Below are 17,854 nucleotides of genomic sequence, written 5' to 3' on the forward strand. Positions count from 1 at the left end.
TCGGCCGGGGCGCTCCGCCGAACGGTGCCGTGATCACAGGCAGGACGCCGTCGGGGCCATGTCGCCATCGCCCGGGACGGGCGAGCAGTTCCACTCGCCCCGTACCTCGCCGGTCTCGCGGTACCTGGCCAGGGCCTCGGTGTCGAGCGTGCCGTCAGCGCTCGTGAACCAGACCGCCGGCAGCGGCCCGTACGCCTCCTCGTACGCTCCCACCCAGGTGATGAAGCCGCTGCCCCTGCCCTCGACGTGGGCCAGCCTGCGGCCCGCGTGCCGGAGCGTGAACGCCTCGTACGCCTCCGGGTCGTCCGCCAGCCGGTGCCACGCCGTGTCGACGGCGGCGGAGAACATCTCCGGCACCGCTTCACCGGAGTCGATCCGTCGCGCCGCGATCGCGAAGTACTTGCCCAGCTCGTCCAGCTCGGTGGTGGACTTGACGGTGTTGCTCACGGGTTTCTCCCATCGGATCGGTGCTGCTCGCCCGGGAACGGGTCGAGCGGCTGCATCCAGTGAACGGCGCGGGAGTTGTCGCGAACCAGAGCAGAAAGTTACTGTCTGTCAGGCACAATCAACGCACTGTTCGGCCTGACCTGGGCCTGTCGATCCGAGCGAAGGAGGCCGTGACTCCGAGGCGCAAGAACTTCGCGGAGCGCCGCAAGGCACTGGGCTACAGTCAGGAGGCATTCGCCCACGAGTTGGGAGTGGCGGTTTCCACCGTCGCCCGCTGGGAGGCCGGCGCGACCGACCCCCCGGGGTACATCCATCCCAAGCTGGCAACGGCCCTCAGGATCACTCCCGAACGACTGGCGGAGCTCCTCGCGCCTGCGGCACCGCATCCATGCCGTCCGGTGGTCTACGCTGCCGGCCCATCTCTTGGCGATACTGACGACATGAAGCGCCGCGATATTCTGAGCTTGCTCGCCGCGACCGGCGCCCTCGTTGCGCTGCCGACCTCCAGCGCGGCCTCGCCCCGTACTGGCGCGTCTGCCGCACTTGCCGAAACCGGACCCGAGTTGAACGCGCACCTCTGGAAGGTGTTCGGCCTGTCCGACTCGAAGCAGGCCGTCTACCCCTTGGTCCGACACCAGTTGAACCTCCTGGCCACCGCGCTGGGCGAGCAGCAGAGCGAGGCCGCGCATCAGAAGCTCTGCACACTTGTGGGAGATCTGTACCAGCTCGCGGGCGAGATCTTCTTCGACGCCAACCGGTACACCGATGCGGCCTACTGCTACACCCTGGCCGCCAGCGCCAGCAGGGAGGCCGGCGCCTACGACATGTGGGCATGTGCCCTGACCCGGCACGCGTTCGTGGAACTGTACGAGAACCGGTTCGGCGTCGCGGCTCCGATACTCGCGGCGGCATCCCGCGTCGCCGAACGAGGAGACCACCAGTTGTCGACCCGCTACTGGGTGGCGGCGGTCCAGGCAGAGGCCCATGCGGGTCTCGGCGACCTCGATGCGACCGAGCGCGCGCTCGACAGCGCCGAGCAGGTGCACAACCTCTCCGGGGAACCACACAACGGAGGCTGGCTCCGGTTCGACGGCTCCCGCCTCGCCGAGGAACGTGGAACCTGCTATCTCGCGCTCGGCCGACCGGATCTGGCGGAGCAGGCATTGACCACTGCCCTGTCGCAGCGGCTCTCGCCCCGCCGCCGGGGAGCTGTGCTCGCGGAGTTGGCAGCCCTCGGAGTCGAACGCAGCGATCTCGACCAGGCGATTCACTACACTCACGCCGCGCTGGAGCTGGCGAGCCGGACCGGATCGGGCTTCATCGGGAGGAAGTTGGAGACCGTCAAGAGCCGCCTCGTCCCCCTGATGACCGACAGCCGGGCCTCGACGCTGCACCAGCAGATCTCGGCGCTCGACAGCGCCGTCTGACGAAGGAGTGACGCAATGTCCGATGGACGGATCTTCCGTGAAGCATGGATCGCGGGTGTGTCGAAGCACTACCCGGGCGAGCCCAAGGCCGGATACATCGCCCCTTGGGACGAGACGCCCGCGTGGGAGCGCGAGTGTGCCACCGCCGTGTTCGGCCAGGTCCGTGACTTCATCAGTGTGAGTGGCGGGAACACGTCCAAGCTCACCCGGGAGCAGAAGGGACGCTTCGTCGCGACGTGCTGGATCGCTCAGATCCACAAGCACATCGAGGACCCCAAGCCTGGCTATGTGGCCGACTGGGCCGACCTGCCGTCCTGGCAGCAGGAGACCGATGCGGACATCTTCGAGGCCATCGAGCGCGCCGGATCCTGATTCGGGGGCGGACGGCGTCGAGGCCCGGCCCGGTGGGGATCACCGGGCCGGGCCTCGTGGGTGTGCTCGTGGTCAGGCCTGCCAGTGGGGCTTGCCGCTGACCATGCGGCAGGTGATCACGCGGCCGCCGGCCTCGTGGGTGGTCTTGCCGAGGTCGGCGTCGCGGCAGAACTGGCCGGCCTTGTAGCAGTTGCCCGCATTGGACTTGATCTCGCAGTCACCGGCGGCGGCCGCGGGCTTGGTCTCGACCGGCTTGGTCTCGGCCGGGATCGGGTCGGTGGGCGGCTGGGCGGTGGTCGCCTTGGGCTGGGGAGCGGCCTTACTGGTCGTCGGCTGGGCCTTGGGCGGGGCCGTGGTCGGCGCGACCGGGGCGACCGGCGCGGGGTCGGCGGCCGGCTTGGTCGGCTCGGGTACGACGGCGGTCGGCGCGGGGGCCGGGGGCGGCGTCTGGACCGGTGCGGCCGCCGGGGTCGTGACGGCCGGGGCGGCCGGGGGCGGGGTGGTGGCCGCGACCGGGGTGGTCGGGGCCGCCGGACTGGTGACCGCGACGGTGGCGGTGTCCGCCGCCGTCGGATCGCAGCCCGTGAGGGCGAGACCGACCGTGAAGACGAGTCCGGCGACAGCGGCCAGGCCGCGACGACCGCCGCGCATCCGTGAAGGCATGGACGTGAGCACTCCGTTCCACTTGAAAGAGGATCGTGAGTCAACCAGACCTTTCACACCATCTGTCCATCGTTCAAGCACTTGTAAGCAGATCGAGATCCGGCCATCACGGAGGGTGGCCGGACTCGTCAGTACGATCACGCACCGCCCACCCCGACTACGGAGTCACGGCGACGTTGGTCAGTCCGACCGTCGCACCGGTGACGGTGTTGGACGCGTACACCACATTGGGCCGCCCCGCGCAGGCCGAGACCGAGGTGATGCGGATCGCGTACGCGCCGGTGCCGCCGAGGTCCGAGGTGTTGCCGCGCCAGGTGTTCCCGCAGCCGTTCGGGAAGGACGGGGAGGTGACCGGATTGTGCGTCTCGTAACCGTTGGCGAAGGTGCCGGGCGCGGCGAAGGTGCCGCGGTTGCCCTCGACGAGGTAGCCGCTGCCCTTGACGTCCACCCAGGAATCGGCGGAGTTCTCGCCGCTGATGCCGCGCCCGTCGAAGGTGTTGCCCCGGATCGTGCCGCCCGAGGTGCCCTCCTTCACGTCGATGCCCTCGGCGGCGACGTACGGGCCGATCCGGTTGTTCTCGACCAGGACCCGGTCCGAACGGTCGGCGCCGCCGGTGTTGCCGTGGCAGCCCCAGTTGGAGTTCGCCGAGCCGAGGTAGACACCCTCGCCGTATCCGGGCTGGGCCTGCCCGGTGTACTCGACGACCGAGTTGCGCAGCACCCCGTCGGCGGAGGAGCGGCGGAAGTGCACGCCCTCGTCCTCGACATGGTGCACGTACAGGCCGTCGGCCACCACGTGCGGCGAACTGTCCAGCACGACGCCCTTCTTGGAGTCCTTCACGGTGAATCCGGTGAGGTTCCAGTAGGGCGCGCCGTACAGCCAGAGGCCGTAGCCGGAGTCCCAGCCGGAGGTCGGGACCGGGCAGGAGGGGGCGGAGCCCGACGGGCCGTCGTTCACGAGGACGGCGGTGCGCGGTCCGGTGAGCGTCACCGGCTGCGCGGCCGTCCCGGCCCGCTGGGCGACGAACGAGCCGTGGTACTCGCCGGGCGCGAGCCTGATCGTCTGGCCGGGCGCGGCCGCCGCCAGCGCGGCCCGCAACTGGGCGGCGGTGGACACGTCCACGGTCTGCGCGACGGGCCGGACGGCCGCAGCGGCGGGGGCGGCGGGGGCGGCGGGGGCGACCGCAACAGCGGGGGCGAGCAGCAGGGCCGCGGCGGTGGCGGCGGCCAGGACGGCGGGGTTCGGGGACACGGGACCTCCGGGGCGACGGTGACAGTGACGGCGACGGTGACGGAGTCGATCAAGTTAAGGTCCCTTACTTTCTTCCCCGGTCCGCCCGCCGTCACGCCTGCGCCCCGGCCGGCCCCACCCCGGTGACGCCCCACCCCGGTGACCCCTCAATCCGGTGACGCCCCCTGGTGACGCCCCCCGATGACCCCTCAGTCCGTCGGCGACGAGCGGCGCTCGAAGACCTCCGGGCGGGCGAGGTCGAGCGCCGTGGCGAGGGCGCCGAGCAGGACCGCCTCCTCGCCGAGGCGGCTGGCGGCGAGGGTGGGCCGCATCGGCGTGAGGCGGTGCAGGGCCTGGCCGAGGGGTTCGAGCAGGAGGTCCGCGCTGCCGCCTATCCCACCGCCGAGCACGATCAGGTCCGGGTCGAGGACGGCGGACACCACGGCGAGGGCGTAGGCGAGCTGCCCGACCGCGCGGTGCACGGCGGCGGCGGCGAGCGGGTCGCCGGCGCGGGCCTCGTCGAAGACCTGCTTGGCCGTCAACGGGCCCGTCATACCGAGCTCCAGCGCCGTCCGGACCACCGCCTCCGCCGCGGCGACCTGCTCGACGGTGCCGCCCGGGGTGCCGTCGGGGTGCGGCGGGAGCGGGACCATGCCCACCTCGCCGAGCGCGCCGTGGGCGCCGAGCAGCGGCTCGCCGTCCTTGACCACGCCGACGCCGAGGCCCGTCCCGGCCACCAGGTAGACGAACATCCGGCTGCCGCTCCCCCGCCCGGCGCCCAGGGTGTACTCGCCGAGCGCGGCCAGGTTGGCGTCGTTGCCGACGGTGATCGTGGTCTCCAGCCCGGCCGCGATCCGGTCGAACAGCCCGGGTCTGCCCCAGCCCGGCAGGCTGGTGGCGTAGCGCACGCCGCGCCGCTCCTCGTCCCAGACGCCCGGGGTGGCGATCACGGCGTGCACGATGTCGGCCGCCGCGACCCCGGCCTCGGCGGTGGTCTCCCGGGCCGCGGCCACCACGGCGTCGGCCACCGCGTTCGCCGTCCGCCCCTTGTTGGGGACGTCGCGGCGGGCCACGATGTCCCCGGCGAGGTCGGCGACGGCGACCCGCAGCCGGGCCCGGCCGATGTCGACGCCGAGCACGTGCCCGGCGAGCGGGTCCGGCTCGTACAGGACGGCGGTCCGCCCGCGCTCGGGGACGAAGCGCCCGGCCTCGCGGGCCAGCCCGGCCTGTTCGAGGGCCGCCAGCGCAGCGGATACGGTGGGCTTGGACAGGCCGGTGTCACGGGCGAGCTGGGCCCGCGAGGACGGGCCGCCGAGGCGCAGCCGTTCGAGCAGCAGCCACTCGTTGTTGCTGCGCAGCCGCTGCCGGTTCCACGGCTGCGCCGGCGTGGAGCCCGGCGGAACGGTGGTCGGCAGGTCGCGGCTCATCAAGTCCTCCGGTCCGGTTGTCTCTCCCGGGCACGACACGCCCTGGGCACCAGCCAGTATGACCCGTTGTCACACCTCCCACCGGGGGGTTCCCGTCCGGGGCGGACACGCTCACGCGGAAGGGAAGCGGCGGGGAAGCCGTGAAGAAGGCGAACGAGGGAGCGGTGGAGGTTCGGCGGGAGCGGTGGGACATCACACTCCTCTTGCCACTATCAACTTATAACGCAAGGGGGGCCTTGCCGCAAGGCCCCCGTCCTGCCGCACAATCATCATCCTCACCCGAACCAACCCACCCGGGAGTTTTGCTCAGTGCACCAGCCCCAGTCGGAACAACGGATCGGAACCGCTGCCATGACCACCCCCACCACCAGCGTGTTCGACCTTCCCGACCGTCTCGCCGCCAAGGCGGACCCGGCCCTGGTCGGCCCGGACGAGCGGCACTTCGCGGCCGTCGCGGAGAGCCTGGAGCGGACGATCGCCGAGGCCTCCGACAGCCTCGACGCCGTCCTCCGCGCACCCGGCGGCGCCGGCCGGGCCGCGATGGACCGGGACATCGAGGTCCACCGGCTGACCGGCCGCCTGCGCGCCCTGCGCCGCTTCGGGCTCGACCTGTGCCTGGGACGGATCGTCCCGGCGGACGGCGCCGAGCCGGTGTACATCGGGCGCCTCGGCCTGACCGACCCCGAGGGCCGCCGGCTGCTGATCGACTGGCGCTCGCCCGCCGCCGAACCGTTCTTCGCCGCGACCCACGCCGACCCGATGGGCCTGGCCAGCCGCCGCCGCTACCGCTGGACCGACGGGCGGATCACCGACTACTGGGACGAGGTGTTCGTCACCGAGGGCCTCGACGGGCACGCCGCCCTGGACGACCAGTCGGCCTTCATCGCCACCCTGGGCGGCAGCCGTTCGGCGAAGATGCGGGACGTGCTGGCCACCATCCAGGCCGACCAGGACGCCATCGTCCGGGCCGGCTCGCGCGGCGCGCTGGTCGTCGACGGCGGCCCCGGCACGGGCAAGACCGTGGTCGCCCTGCACCGCTCCGCCTATCTGCTCTACTCCGACCCGCGCCTCGGGCACCGGCGCGGCGGCCTGCTGTTCGTCGGCCCGCACCAGCCCTACCTGGACTACGTCGCCGACGTGCTGCCCAGCCTCGGCGAGGAGGGGGTGCGGACCTGCACCGTGCGGGACCTGGTCGCCGAGGGCGCGGTCGCGACGGTCGAGGCGGACCCGGAGGTGGCCCGGCTGAAGGCCTCGGCGGGCATGGTGCGGGCGGTCGAGCAGGCCGTGCGGATCTACGAGGAGCCGCCCACCGAGGGCATGACGGTCTCGACCGACTGGGAGGACGTCCGGCTGGACCCGGACGACTGGGCCGAGGCCTTCTCGGCCGCGGACCCGGGCACCCCGCACAACGAGGCGCGCGAGCAGGTGTGGGCGGAGCTGGCGGAGATCCTGCTGACCAAGCTGAAGGGCGGCGAGGACATCCCGGTCGAGCTGTTCCTGCGCTCGCTGCGGCGGGACCGGGAGCTGGTCACGGCCCTGCACCGGGCCTGGCCGCTGCTGGAGGCCGCCGACGTGGTCGGCGACCTGTGGACGGTGCCCGCCTACCTGCGGCTGTGCGCCCCCTGGCTCGCCCCCGACGAGGTCCGCCGGCTGCAGCGCGCCGAGCCGCAGGCGTGGACGGTGTCGGACCTGCCGATCCTGGACGCGGCCCGGCAGCGCCTCGGCGACCCGGCGGACGCCCGTCGCAAGCGCCGGGAGCAGATCGCCCTGGCCGAGGAGCGCGACCGGATGGCCGATGTCATCACCGCCATCATCGACTCCGACCACGACGGCGAGGGGGCCGTCGCCATGCTGCGCGGCCAGGACCTCAAGGACACCCTGGTCGACGGCAGCTCCCTGCCCGCCGCCGACCCGGACCGGCTGGCCGGGCCGTTCGCGCACATCGTGGTGGACGAGGCGCAGGAACTGACCGACGCCGAGTGGCAGATGCTGCTGTCGCGCTGTCCGTCCCGGAGCTTCACCGTCGTCGGTGACCGGGCCCAGGCCCGGGAGGGCTTCACCGAGTCCTGGTCGGAGCGGCTGGACCGGATCGGTCTCGACCGCGCCCGGGTGGCCTCGCTGAGCGTCAACTACCGCACGCCGGAGGAGGTCATGGCGGAGGCCGAGCCGGTGATCCGGGCCGCCCTGCCGGACGCCAACGTCCCCACCTCGGTGCGCCGCAGCGGGGTGCCGGTCACTCGCGGCCCGCTCGCCGATCTGGACGGTGTGCTGGCCGACTGGCTGGAGGCGCACACCGAGGGCACGGCCTGCGTGATCGGCGACGCGGCCTTCGCGGCGGAGTTCGGCGCGACCTGCCGCGAGGAGTTCCGGGCGAGCGGCCGGATCCGGGCGCTCACCCCGCGGCTGGCGAAGGGGCTGGAGTTCGACCTGGTCGTCCTGGTCGACCCGGCGGGCTTCGGTGAGGGCGTCGGCGGTGCCGTGGACCGCTATGTCGCGATGACCCGCGCGACCCGGCAGCTGGTGGTGCTCACCGGGGCCTGACCGGTGCACGTCCCCGGCGGTGGCGTCCCGTCACCACCGCCGCCGCCGGGGGCTGGAACCGCCGCCGGGCCCGGGAGCCGGGAACCGCCGCCGGGCACGGGACCTGGGAAGCGCGGCCGGGTACGGCCGGCCCGGGCTCAGGCCACCCAGCCCGCCGTGATCCCCTGGACGGCGGACCCGTCCAGGTCCGCCAGCTTGGCGCCGACGAAGGCACGGGCCCGGTCCGAGGTCTGGACGCGGAACGGCGGCCGCTCGTCGGTGAGCGCGGTGACGATGCTCGCCGCAGCCCCCTCCGCGCTCTGCGCCTGGTCGAAGGCCGTCCGGGTGCGGGCCGCGTAGGCGTCCAGCGCGGGCGCGTACGGACCGGCGGCGGCCAGCAGGGCCGGCAGGTCGATGCCCTGGCTGGCGACGAACTCGCTGGCCACCGCGCCCGGTTCGACCACCGTGACGGTGACGCCGACGGTCGCGGCGACCGGGGCGAGCGACTCCATGAAGCCCTCGACGGCGAACTTGGCCGCGCAGTACGCCTCGTTGAAGGGCTGGCCGACCACGCCGCCGACGCTGGTCACGGTGACGACCCGCCCGCCGCTCGCCCGCAGGTGCGGCATGGCGGCCCGGGTCACCTCGACCACGCCGAAGAAGTTGACCTCCATCACCTCGCGGACGGGGGCGAGCCCGTCCTGCTCGACGGTGCCGACCCGGCCGGAGCCCGCGTTGTTGACCACGGCGTCGAGCCGGCCGTGCCGGGCGACGACGTCCGCCAGGCACGCGGCCACGGAGCCGGTGTCGGTGACGTCGAGCCGGGCGATCTCGATCCGGTCCGCGACGCCGGCCGCCTCGGCGGCCTTCGTCAGCGGGCCGGAGCGGCCGGTGTCGCGCATGGTGGCGACGACGCGGAAGCCGGCGCCGGCGGCGGCGACCGCGGCGGCCAGGCCGATGCCGCTGGAGGTGCCGGTGATGAGAACGGTCCGGTCGCTGGTGGTCACGGGGGCTCCTTGGATCTGCAGACGTCATTTGTGTGCGTGCACACACACCATAGCAGGATGCGTGCGCGCACACGCAAAAAAGGTAGGCTCCCGGTATGTCGCAGCGCACCGACCTCACCATGGGGGAACTCACGGCCCGCGACCACGCCTTCTACGGCCTGGTCTGGGCGGGCACGACCCTGAGCGCCCGGGTCGACCAGGCCCTCGCCCGGGCCCACGACCTGCCGCTCTCCTGGTTCGAGGTGATGCTCTGGCTGCAGGGCCAGGCCGAACCGGTCGCCGCCTCCGACCTGGGCGCCAAGACCCTGCTCAGCCGCAGCCAGGTGTCCCGGGTCGCCGACGCCCTGCAGGCCCGCGGCCTGGTCGAGCGCGCTCCCTCCCCCACCGACGCCCGGTCGGTGCGGATCGCGCTCACCCCGGAGGGACGTCGGCTGTTCGCCGAGGCCGACGCCACCCGTCGGGCGGCGCTCGCCGAGGTCTTCGACGACCGCCTCGACGACGGCGATATCGCCGCGCTGGAAGCGGTGTGGGCCAAGCTCAAGCGACCCGCAGGAGCCTGAGCGGCCGGGCGCCGGCCATCACCCCGTCCTCCCGTCGCCCCGATACCGGAAGCCCGCCGACCGGTCAAGGATGCGCAACTCCCTGGGCGAGCCGCGCCCCGGAGCGTGATCATGGACCTATGCGGTTCCGGCACCACGACGGAGGAGACGGCGGCACCCCCACGAGCGCGGACACCACCGCGCTCGCGGCGGCGGCCGCGGCGCTCGCCGGGAGCGGGCCGGACACTACCGACAGCGACAACCCCGACCTCCTGCGTGAGCTGCTCGACGTCCTGCCGGCCGGCGTCGCCCTGCTCGACACCGAACTGCGCTGGCTGTACCTGAACGCCGCCTTCGCCACCGTCACCGGTCTGCGCCGGGCCGAGCTGCTGGGGCGCCCGGCCCCGGACACCGCCTTCGCCGAGGCCGTCGGCACGCTGCGCCGGGTCCTGGACGACGGCCGCGACCGCGAGCGCGTCTCCGGCGGCCCGGACGGCCCGGGCGCGCCCGTCCCGGCGGGCCTGCGGGTCCGCTACCGGCCGCTCACCGCCGGCGGCCGCGTCATCGGCGTGGTCGTGGCCGTCCTGGACGATCCCGATCCGGTCCAGGAGCTGCGCCGCGAACTCACCCGGGCCCGGACCAGGCTCACCCTGCTGGAGGCCGCCACCGAGCGGATCGGCACCACCCTCGACATCGACACCACCGGCGCCGAACTCGCCGCGTTCGCCGTACCCCGGCTGGCCGAGCTCGCCACCGTCGACGTCCTGCCGCCGGACACCGCCGCCCGGCCCGGCGGGGCACCGGGCCTGCGGTTCCACCGGGCCGGACTGGCCGCCGCGGCCGCGCTGCGCCCGGACGTCGGCGCGCTGGCCCGCCCGGGCGAGTCGGTGCGCCACCGGGACGGTTCGGTGGCGGCCCGCGCCCTGGCCTCCGGGGTCGCCGTGCTGCTCGCCCCGCGCGACGACGAGCAGCTCGCGGCGGCGGCACCCGATCCGCACACCGCGGCCGCCTTCCGCTCCGCCGGGGTCACCTCGCTGCTGGTGCTGCCGCTCACCGCGCGCGGTGAGATGGTCGGCCTGCTGACCCTGGCCCGCACCGCCGCCTCGCCCGGCTTCGGCCCGGACGACGCGGTACTGGTCGGCGACCTCGCCGCCCGGGCCGCGACCGGCATCGACAACGCCCGCCGCTACAGCCGCTCCCAGGGCATCGCCCTCGACCTCCAGCGCGCCCTGCTCAGCGAACCGGGCAACCCGCACCAGAACCTCGAACTCGCCTCCCGCTACCTGCCGTCCGGCAGCAGTTCGGTGGTCGGCGGCGACTGGTACGAGACCGTCCGGCTGCCGTTCGGACGGACCCTGCTGGTCATGGGCGACGTGATGGGCCACGGCGTCGAGGCGGCCGTCGACATGAGCAACTACCGCTCCACCCTGCGCGACGTCGCGGGCATGGACCTGCCGCCGCACCGGATCCTGCGGCAGCTGGACACCGTCATCGCCGCCAACGAGTCCGCCCGCCCGGCGACCTGCCTGCTCGCGCTCGCCGACCCCGGCCGGAGCCGGTGGACCTTCTCCTGCGCCGGCCACCTCCCGCCCGCGCTGGTCGCGCCCGGCCGGCCCACCGAACTGCTGCGGAACCCGACCGGCCCGCCGCTCGGCACCGGGGTCGGCGGCTACGAACAGACCACCCGGGCCCTGCTGCCCGGCGAGACCCTGCTGCTGTACACGGACGGGCTGGTGGAGCGGCGCGGCGAGGACATCGACGTCTCGCTGGCCCGGCTGGCCGCCCTGCGCCTGCCCGTCACCGGCCCGCTGGACGACCTGCTCGACGCCGCCCTGCACGCCCTCGGCCCGTCCTCCGGGCACCCGGCGGAGGACGACATCGCCGTCCTGGCGGCCCGGCCGAGGCTCCGGCCGCCGCCCCGGGCGTAGCGGCCCGGGCGTGGCGGCTGGGGGCACGCCGGGAAGGGCGTGCGGGTCGCGGACTCAGAGCTTGCCCAGGGCCTGCTCCAGGTCGGCCCAGAGGTCCTCGGGGTGCTCGATGCCGACGGCGAGCCGGACGGTGCCGGGGCCGATCCCGGCGGCGGCCAACTCCGCGTCCGAGAGCTGGCGGTGCGAGGTGCTGGCCGGGTGCATGACGAGGGTGTGCACCCCGCCGAGCGAGGGCGCGAGCGAGGCGAGGCGGAGTGCGCCGACGAAGGCACTCGCGGCCTCGCGCCCGCCGGCCAGGTCGACGGCGAACACCCCGCCCTGGCCCTCCGGCAGCAGTCGGCGGGCCAGCTCGTGGTCCGGGTGGCCCGGCAGCCCCGGGTGGTGCACCGCGGTGACCGCCGGGTGGGCGGCGAGCCGTCCGGCCAGGTCGAGGGCGGACTCGCAGTGCCGACGCACCCGCAGGCCCAGGGTCTGCATCCCACGCAGGGTCAGCCAGGCGGCGAACGGGTCCAGGGACGCGCCGAGTTCGACGCCGTGCTCCCAGACCCGGTGGTGCAGCGCGGCGTCGGCGAAGACGGCGACCCCGGCCAGCACGTCGGAGTGGCCGCCCAGGTACTTGGTGGCCGAGTGGACCACGACGTCCGCCCCGTGCTCGATCGGGCGGCAGAGCAGCGGGGTGGTGAAGGTGTTGTCCACCACGCTCAGCACCCCGGCCTCCCGGGCGACGCCGATCAGGGCCGGCAGGTCGGTGACCCGCGCGGTCGGGTTGGAGACCGTCTCCAGGTACAGCAGCCGGGTGGTGGGCCGCAGGGCGGCGCGGACCTCCTCCGGGTCGTCGCCCCGCACGTGGGTGACCTCCACGCCCCAGCGCGCGGCCAGGTCGGCCAGGGCCGCGAAGGTGCCGCCGTACAGGCTCTCCTGGGCGATCACATGGTCCCCGGAGCGGAGCAGGGCGAGCAGCACGGTGTTGATCGCGCCCATCCCGGAGGAGGCGGCGATCGCACCGCTGCCGCCCTCCAGCCCCGCCACGGCGCGCTCCAGCGAACGGACCGTCGGATTGCCCAGCCGGTTGTAGAGGAAGGCCCGGTCGGGCCCCCCGAAGGCCTCCGCCAGCGCGTCGCCGTCGGGGAACGCGAAGACGTGGCCCTGATGGATCGGCACGCCCAGCGGCCGGCTTCCGACCACCTCCTCGACGGGCGGGTGGACGATCCGGCTCTCGGGACGCAGCCCGTGGTGGAAGTCGCTCATCCCCCCATCCTGACCGCGTCCGCCGCCGACGGGCCAGGGCCAATTCCAACCGGGTGGCCCCGGATTCGCGGTCGCCGGATCCGGGCCGGCCGGGGGTCAGGAACCCCGGCCGGGTTCGGAACCCCGGTCGCCGGGTGCCTGCCGTCGACCGACCGTCCGCCCCTCCGCACCCCTGTCGCGGAGGGACGGACCGGTCCCGGGGCACCCGGCGACCGGGAGCCGCCCGCCCGCCGGATCAGGGACCGCAGCCGAGCAAGTCCCGGATCGACGCGGCGGTTTCCGGGCCCGGCCCGGTGTGCGCGGCGGGGCCGCTCACAGCGACTCGGGGACGCCGGGGGTCAGCAGGCGCAGCCGGCCGGTGAGGTCGGGGGCCGAGAAGGCCCCGGGGATGGCGGCCGGGTCCTCGCCGAGGTGCTCCCAGGACTCGTAGTGGATCGGGACCACGGTGCGGGCGCCCAGGACGCGGGCGAGTTCGGCCCCCTCGCGGGCGCTCATCGAGAACGCCCGGTCACCGGTGGACGGGAAGTGGGCGTCGCCCAGGTGCAGGAAGGCGGTGTCCACGGCGAAGCGTTCGGCGATGCCCGACAGCGCGTCGTGGCGGACGGTGTCCCCGGAGAGGTAGAGGGTGCCGCCCTCGTACTCGACGACGAAGCCGGTGACCGGACCGGTGACCTCCTCGGTACCGGGCGGCCCGTGCCGGGCGGGCGTGGCCGTCACGGTGACGGTCGTGGCGCCGGCGGTGATCCGACGGCTCTCCCAGGTCGCCAGCCCCTCGGCCGCTCCCCCGAGCCGTTCGGCGGCCTCGGGCGTGGTGAGCACGGTGGTGGCGCGGGCCAGCACGGTCCGGCCGGTCGGGTCGAGGTTGTCGGCGTGCTGGTCGTGGGAGAGCAGGACCAGGTCGATCGGCGGCAGCTGGTCGGCGGTGAGCGCCGGGCCGGCCGTGCGGCGCAGCGGGCGGGCCGCCGGGTAGTCGGCCGGACCGGGGTCGAGGGCCGGGTCGGTGAGGACGGTCAGGTCGCCGATCCGCAACAGGACGGTGGCGGTGCCCAGGTGGGCGGCGGTGACGGTGACCGGGGCGGTGGGCGCCGGTGTGGTGGTGGTCGTAGTCGTGGAAGTGGTCGTGTTCTGTGCTGGTGCGCTGTGGTCGGACATCTCTCTGCTTCCCCCGTCGTACGTGCGGTGCTGCTGCCGTGGCGTCAGCCGCGGGCCGCGCGCTCCGCCTTGGCGTCGATCTTCTCCTGGAGCGCGGACAGCAGGCCCTGGAGCAGACCGATGGTGATCTCGTCGGTGAGGTTGCCCTCCTCGTCGAAGCGCTCGTGCGCCCGGAAGACGATGACCTCGGGCTTCACCACGACGTCGGTCTCGGTCCAGACGAAGACCTGGCGGAGCGCCAGCTGGGCGCGGACGCTGCCGAAGTTGGTCGGCGCGGCGCCGAGGATGGCGGCCGGCTTGCGGTGCAGCGGCAGGCCCTCGGTGCGGGTCCAGTCGGTGCTCAGCCAGTCGATGGCGTTCTTGAGCACGCCGGGGATGGAGTAGTTGAACTCGGGGGTGGCGATCAGCAGGCCGTCGGCCTCGGCGACCCGGCGGCGCAGGTCCTCGACGACGGCCGGGCGCAGCTCGGGGGTGTCGAGGTCCAGGTCGTACGGCGGGATCTCGCGCAGGCCCTCGTAGATCTCGATCTCCTGGCCGCCCGGGTTGAACTTCTGGGCGGCCTTCAGCAGCCGGGTGTTGTGCGAGTCGGCGCGCAGCGAACCGGAGATGGCGAAGATCTTGGACGCGGTCATGACGTACTCCTCGGTGGTGATGTGACTGCCTGTGATGCGACTGCCCGTATGACACGGGTGTGACTGCCGGTGCCGTGGTGACTGCCGGGGTCGACACCGAGAAAACTAGACGGACCAGTTCATCCTGTCAACTGAACTGTTCAGTCTTGACACTGAACTGAATGGTGTAGTTCAGTCGACCCATGACCACGCCACCCGTGCACACCGCCCCGACGACCGGCCGCTCCGTCGCCCGCGCCGTCCCCCCGTTCCACACCTTCGAGGGTGCGGGCTTCCCCGTCCGCCGGCCCTTCCCCACCGCCGAGCTGCCCTTCCTCGACCCCTTCCTGATGGTCGACCAGGTCGGCCCGGTCGACCTCGCCCCCGGCGAGGCCAAGGGGGCTCCCCCGCACCCGCACCGCGGCTTCGAGACCATCCAGTACGTCATCGACGGCGACATCGCGAACGCCGACTCCCGGGGCCACCGGGCCGTGGTCCGCGGCGGCGGCGTCCAGTGGCTGACCGCCGGCTCGGGCATCGTCCACGAGGCCCTCCCCACCCCGGAGTTCCTCGCCGCCGGCGGCCGCCAGCACATGCTGCAGATCTGGGTGAACCTGCCCGCCCGGCTCAAGGGGGTGCCGCCGCGCAGCCAGAACGCCGAGGCCGCCGACCTGCCCGTGGTCCGCACCGCCGAGGGCGCCGAGATGATCGTCCTCGCCGGGACCACCCACGGCGCGACCGCACCCTTCGAAACCCACACCCCGCTCCTGGTGGTGCACGCCCGGCTCGCGGCCAGCGGCTCGGCGACGTTCACCGCGCCGGCCCACCACACCGCCGCGTTCCACACGCTGTCCGGCCGGGCCGAGACCGCCGGCGTCCCGCTGCCCGACGGCCACCTCGCCGTCCTCGACCACGACGGTGAAGGCTTCACGGTCCGAGCCGTCGACGGGCCGGCGGAGGTGCTCGTCCTGGCGGGCGAGCCGATCGGCGAACCGGTCGCCCGCAGCGGGCCGTTCGTGATGAACACGGTGGCCGAGCTCCAGCAGGCCCAGCTGGACTTCTCGCGCGGCCTGATGGGCCGGATGCCGGTATGAGCGCCTTCCCGGCCCGGCTCGCGGCCCGGCCCACCGCCGCCCTCGGCCGTGCCACCGCCGCTTCGCCCACCCCCGCCGCCTCGCGCACCCCGGCCGCCCACCACCGCGGTGCCACCGCCGCGCCGGGCCGGCGGGCGCCGGGGACGACCGCCGCGGCGCTGCTGATCGCCGCCGCCGCGAGCGGGATCTCCGGACCGAGCCTGGCCCTGCCCACCGCCGCCCGCGCCCTGCACGTCCCGACCGCCTCGGCGGCCTGGCTGATGACCGCGTACGGCCTCGGTCTGCTGGTCGGCACCCCGCTGCTGGCCGGCACCGCCGGACGGCGCGGCCCCGCCGCCCTGGTCCGGGTCGGCGCGGCGCTGGTCGCCCTCGGCGCCGCGATCGTGCTGGCCTCGCCCTCCGCCCTGCTGCCGCTGGTGGCAGGGCGGGCGGTGGAGGCCGCCGGGGCGGCGGGGCTGACCGTCGCGGCCTTCCGGATCGCCGGCCGCGACCGCTCCGGCCGCTCCACCGGCCTGGTCGCGATCGGCAACGCGGCCGGCGGCACGCTCGGCCTGTTCGTCGGCGCGGGCGCCGCGCAGCTGCTCGGCTGGCGGGCCGCGCTGGTCATGCCGCTGCTCGCCCTCACGGTGCTCCCCGCCGTACTGCGCCCGGCCGGCCGGGCCAGCCGGGCGGGACAGGCAGGACAGGCAGGACAGGCGGGGAGTACCCGGCCTGGGGCACCCGCCGGGCGGTTCCGCGACGCCCTGCCGCTGGGCCTGCTGCGGCGGCCCGGGTTCCGCCGTCCGGCGCTGCTCATGCTCGCGCTCGCCACCGTCAACTTCGCCCTGGTGTACGGCGCCCCGCGCCGGGTGGCCGCCCTCACCGGCTGGGGCCCGCTGCCCACCGGCGCCGCGGTCGCGTCCGTGGCGCTCGCCGGTGCGCTGCTCTCCTGGCAGCTGGTGCGACTCGCCCCGGCCCTGGGCACGGCACGGGTCCGGGTGCTGCTGGCGGCGGGCTCGGCGGCGGCCGCCGCCGCGGCGGCCTTCGCGCCGTGGCCCCCGGTCGTGCTGCTCGGCTCGGCGCTCAGCTCACTGGTCACGGCCGGCGGGCAGGGGGTGCTCACGGGTTCGGCGGTCGGCGGGCTCGCGCCGGAGCGGCAGGGCGGCGCGATCGGCCTGTTCAATCTGGCCTTCCCGGCCGGCGTCGCCGCAGGTCCGGTACTCGCGGGCTTTGCGGACCAAACGGTTCAGTTCCTATACTGAACGGTCCAATCACCCGGACCGGTCACTACCATCCCAAACGGTCGGTACCATCCCGTCGCAGTAGCCCACCCCGCCAGGGAAGCCCCTTCCCACCCCGACGAAGGACGAAGGACGGACGCATGGGAGCCGAGCGCCAGGACGCCACCGACGAGTACGGGATGCCGATCATCCCGGCGCCGGGCGACGCCGCGGCCCGCAAGCGCCAGGCGATCATCGACGCCGCCCTCGCGGAGTTCCTCGCCGAGGGATACTCGGCCGCCTCGATGGACGTCATCACCAACCGGTCCGGCGTCTCCAAGGCCACCATCTACAAGCACTTCGGCAGCAAGGAGCGCCTGTTCCTGGCCGTCGTCAGCGGTGTGCTGCCCAAGACCTACGCCGATCTGACGCCGCCCGCCCGCGCCCTCGCCGACGCCCCGGACGTGCGCACCGCCCTGGTCCGGCACACCACCGAGCTCGCCCGCATCCTGCTGCGCCCCGAGATCATGCTGCTGCGCCGCCTGGTGATCGGCGAGATCGACCGCTTCCCGCAGCTCGGCCAGCTCTGGTACCTGGTCACCTACGACATGAACAACGGCCCGCTGGTCGAGATGCTCACCGACCTCACCGCCAAGGGCGAGCTGCACGTGCCGGACCCGAAGCTCGCCGTCCAGCAGTTGGTGGCCTGTACCGTCGGCATCCCGCAGCTGGTGCACACCTTCGCCCCCGCCACTCCGGTGGACGACAGCGAACTCGCCAGCACCATCGGGTCCGGCGTCGACCTCTTCCTCGCCCGCTACGGCCGTCCCCCCGGCTGGCACGGCCCGGCCTGACCTGCCCCGCGACTGCGGTCGACCGCCCTCGACGTCCCCCACCAAGCGGTCCGCCGCCGGCCCCGGCCCCGGGAGACCGGGGCGGAGACGGCGGCGGAGTCGTGCGCCGGGTGCAGCAAGCACCCGGGCCCGGGC

16 protein-coding genes are annotated in these 17,854 nt (G+C 74.2%); 8 read left to right on the forward strand and 8 right to left on the reverse strand.

Features of this window, described 5'->3' with window-relative positions:
- Positions 1 to 33: 33 nt before the first annotated feature.
- Positions 34 to 447 (reverse strand): hypothetical protein, encoded by a 414-nt coding sequence (locus IF01_RS0110675; RefSeq protein ID WP_037779534.1) that lies wholly within the window; start codon positions 445 to 447, stop codon positions 34 to 36.
- Between the two features lie 20 nt (positions 448 to 467).
- Here IF01_RS0110675 and IF01_RS0110680 point away from each other — a divergent pair, with 20 nt between their 5' ends.
- Both IF01_RS0110680 and IF01_RS0110685 read left to right on the forward strand, forming a co-directional pair.
- Positions 468 to 1,874 (forward strand): NsdA family TPR-like regulatory protein, encoded by a 1,407-nt coding sequence (locus tag IF01_RS0110680; protein ID WP_244215480.1) that lies wholly within the window; start codon positions 468 to 470, stop codon positions 1,872 to 1,874.
- A gap of 15 nt (positions 1,875 to 1,889) precedes the next feature.
- On the forward strand, positions 1,890 to 2,246 hold the full coding sequence (locus IF01_RS0110685) for a hypothetical protein (protein WP_030393086.1): 357 nt from the start codon (positions 1,890 to 1,892) through the stop codon (positions 2,244 to 2,246).
- 72 nt (positions 2,247 to 2,318) lie between these two features.
- Here the strand turns inward: IF01_RS0110685 and IF01_RS49840 are convergent, their stop codons facing one another.
- The 3 genes from IF01_RS49840 to IF01_RS0110700 form a co-directional block, all read right to left on the reverse strand.
- Positions 2,319 to 2,909 carry a hypothetical protein gene (locus IF01_RS49840; protein WP_244215481.1) on the reverse strand — a complete coding sequence of 197 codons (591 nt, stop codon included), beginning with the start codon at positions 2,907 to 2,909 and terminating at the stop codon, positions 2,319 to 2,321.
- 157 nt (positions 2,910 to 3,066) lie between these two features.
- A complete protein-coding gene (locus IF01_RS0110695) occupies positions 3,067 to 4,161 on the reverse strand; it encodes a right-handed parallel beta-helix repeat-containing protein (protein ID WP_078879859.1) in 1,095 nt (364 codons plus the stop codon).
- 188 nt (positions 4,162 to 4,349) lie between these two features.
- Positions 4,350 to 5,567 (reverse strand): ROK family transcriptional regulator, encoded by a 1,218-nt coding sequence (locus tag IF01_RS0110700; RefSeq protein WP_051755141.1) that lies wholly within the window; start codon positions 5,565 to 5,567, stop codon positions 4,350 to 4,352.
- Positions 5,568 to 5,918: 351 nt separating this feature from the next.
- Here IF01_RS0110700 and helR point away from each other — a divergent pair, with 351 nt between their 5' ends.
- On the forward strand, positions 5,919 to 8,108 hold the full coding sequence (gene helR, locus IF01_RS0110705; RefSeq protein ID WP_030393089.1) for an RNA polymerase recycling motor ATPase HelR: 2,190 nt from the start codon (positions 5,919 to 5,921) through the stop codon (positions 8,106 to 8,108).
- 137 nt (positions 8,109 to 8,245) lie between these two features.
- On the opposite strand, the gene IF01_RS0110710 is transcribed toward helR, so the two are convergent.
- Positions 8,246 to 9,094 carry an SDR family NAD(P)-dependent oxidoreductase gene (locus IF01_RS0110710; protein ID WP_030393090.1) on the reverse strand — a complete coding sequence of 283 codons (849 nt, stop codon included), beginning with the start codon at positions 9,092 to 9,094 and terminating at the stop codon, positions 8,246 to 8,248.
- A 95-nt stretch (positions 9,095 to 9,189) separates the two neighbouring features.
- Between IF01_RS0110710 and IF01_RS0110715 the strand changes: the two genes are divergently transcribed.
- Positions 9,190 to 9,654, forward strand: a complete 465-nt coding sequence (locus tag IF01_RS0110715; protein ID WP_030393091.1) for a MarR family winged helix-turn-helix transcriptional regulator — start codon at positions 9,190 to 9,192, stop codon at positions 9,652 to 9,654.
- A gap of 119 nt (positions 9,655 to 9,773) precedes the next feature.
- Positions 9,774 to 11,561 carry a SpoIIE family protein phosphatase gene (locus tag IF01_RS0110720; RefSeq protein ID WP_078879860.1) on the forward strand — a complete coding sequence of 596 codons (1,788 nt, stop codon included), beginning with the start codon at positions 9,774 to 9,776 and terminating at the stop codon, positions 11,559 to 11,561.
- 54 nt (positions 11,562 to 11,615) lie between these two features.
- Here IF01_RS0110720 and IF01_RS0110725 read toward each other — a convergent pair whose 3' ends face one another.
- From IF01_RS0110725 to IF01_RS0110735, 3 genes are all read right to left on the reverse strand, one after another.
- Entirely contained in the window at positions 11,616 to 12,809 is a 1,194-nt protein-coding gene (locus tag IF01_RS0110725; RefSeq protein ID WP_030393093.1) for a trans-sulfuration enzyme family protein, read from the reverse strand.
- A 312-nt stretch (positions 12,810 to 13,121) separates the two neighbouring features.
- A complete protein-coding gene (locus IF01_RS0110730; protein WP_078879861.1) occupies positions 13,122 to 13,961 on the reverse strand; it encodes an MBL fold metallo-hydrolase in 840 nt (279 codons plus the stop codon).
- A 44-nt stretch (positions 13,962 to 14,005) separates the two neighbouring features.
- The gene (locus IF01_RS0110735; protein WP_030393095.1) at positions 14,006 to 14,593 is read right to left on the reverse strand and encodes an NADPH-dependent FMN reductase; all 588 of its coding nucleotides are present in this window, start codon (positions 14,591 to 14,593) and stop codon (positions 14,006 to 14,008) included.
- A 182-nt stretch (positions 14,594 to 14,775) separates the two neighbouring features.
- Between IF01_RS0110735 and IF01_RS0110740 the strand changes: the two genes are divergently transcribed.
- The 3 genes from IF01_RS0110740 to IF01_RS0110750 all read left to right on the forward strand — a co-directional run bounded on the left by IF01_RS0110740 (position 14,776) and on the right by IF01_RS0110750 (position 17,719).
- Positions 14,776 to 15,666 (forward strand): pirin family protein, encoded by an 891-nt coding sequence (locus tag IF01_RS0110740; RefSeq protein ID WP_030393096.1) that lies wholly within the window; start codon positions 14,776 to 14,778, stop codon positions 15,664 to 15,666.
- The gene (locus tag IF01_RS0110745) at positions 15,663 to 16,907 is read left to right on the forward strand and encodes an MFS transporter (protein ID WP_030393097.1); all 1,245 of its coding nucleotides are present in this window, start codon (positions 15,663 to 15,665) and stop codon (positions 16,905 to 16,907) included. Before IF01_RS0110740 ends, IF01_RS0110745 begins: the two co-directional genes overlap by 4 nt.
- Positions 16,908 to 17,026: 119 nt before the next feature.
- Entirely contained in the window at positions 17,027 to 17,719 is a 693-nt protein-coding gene (locus IF01_RS0110750; protein WP_030393098.1) for a TetR/AcrR family transcriptional regulator, read from the forward strand.
- The last annotated feature ends 135 nt before the right edge of the window (positions 17,720 to 17,854 follow it).

This window comes from Kitasatospora purpeofusca (assembly GCF_000718025.1).
Classification (GTDB): Bacteria; Actinomycetota; Actinomycetes; order Streptomycetales; family Streptomycetaceae; genus Kitasatospora; species Kitasatospora purpeofusca.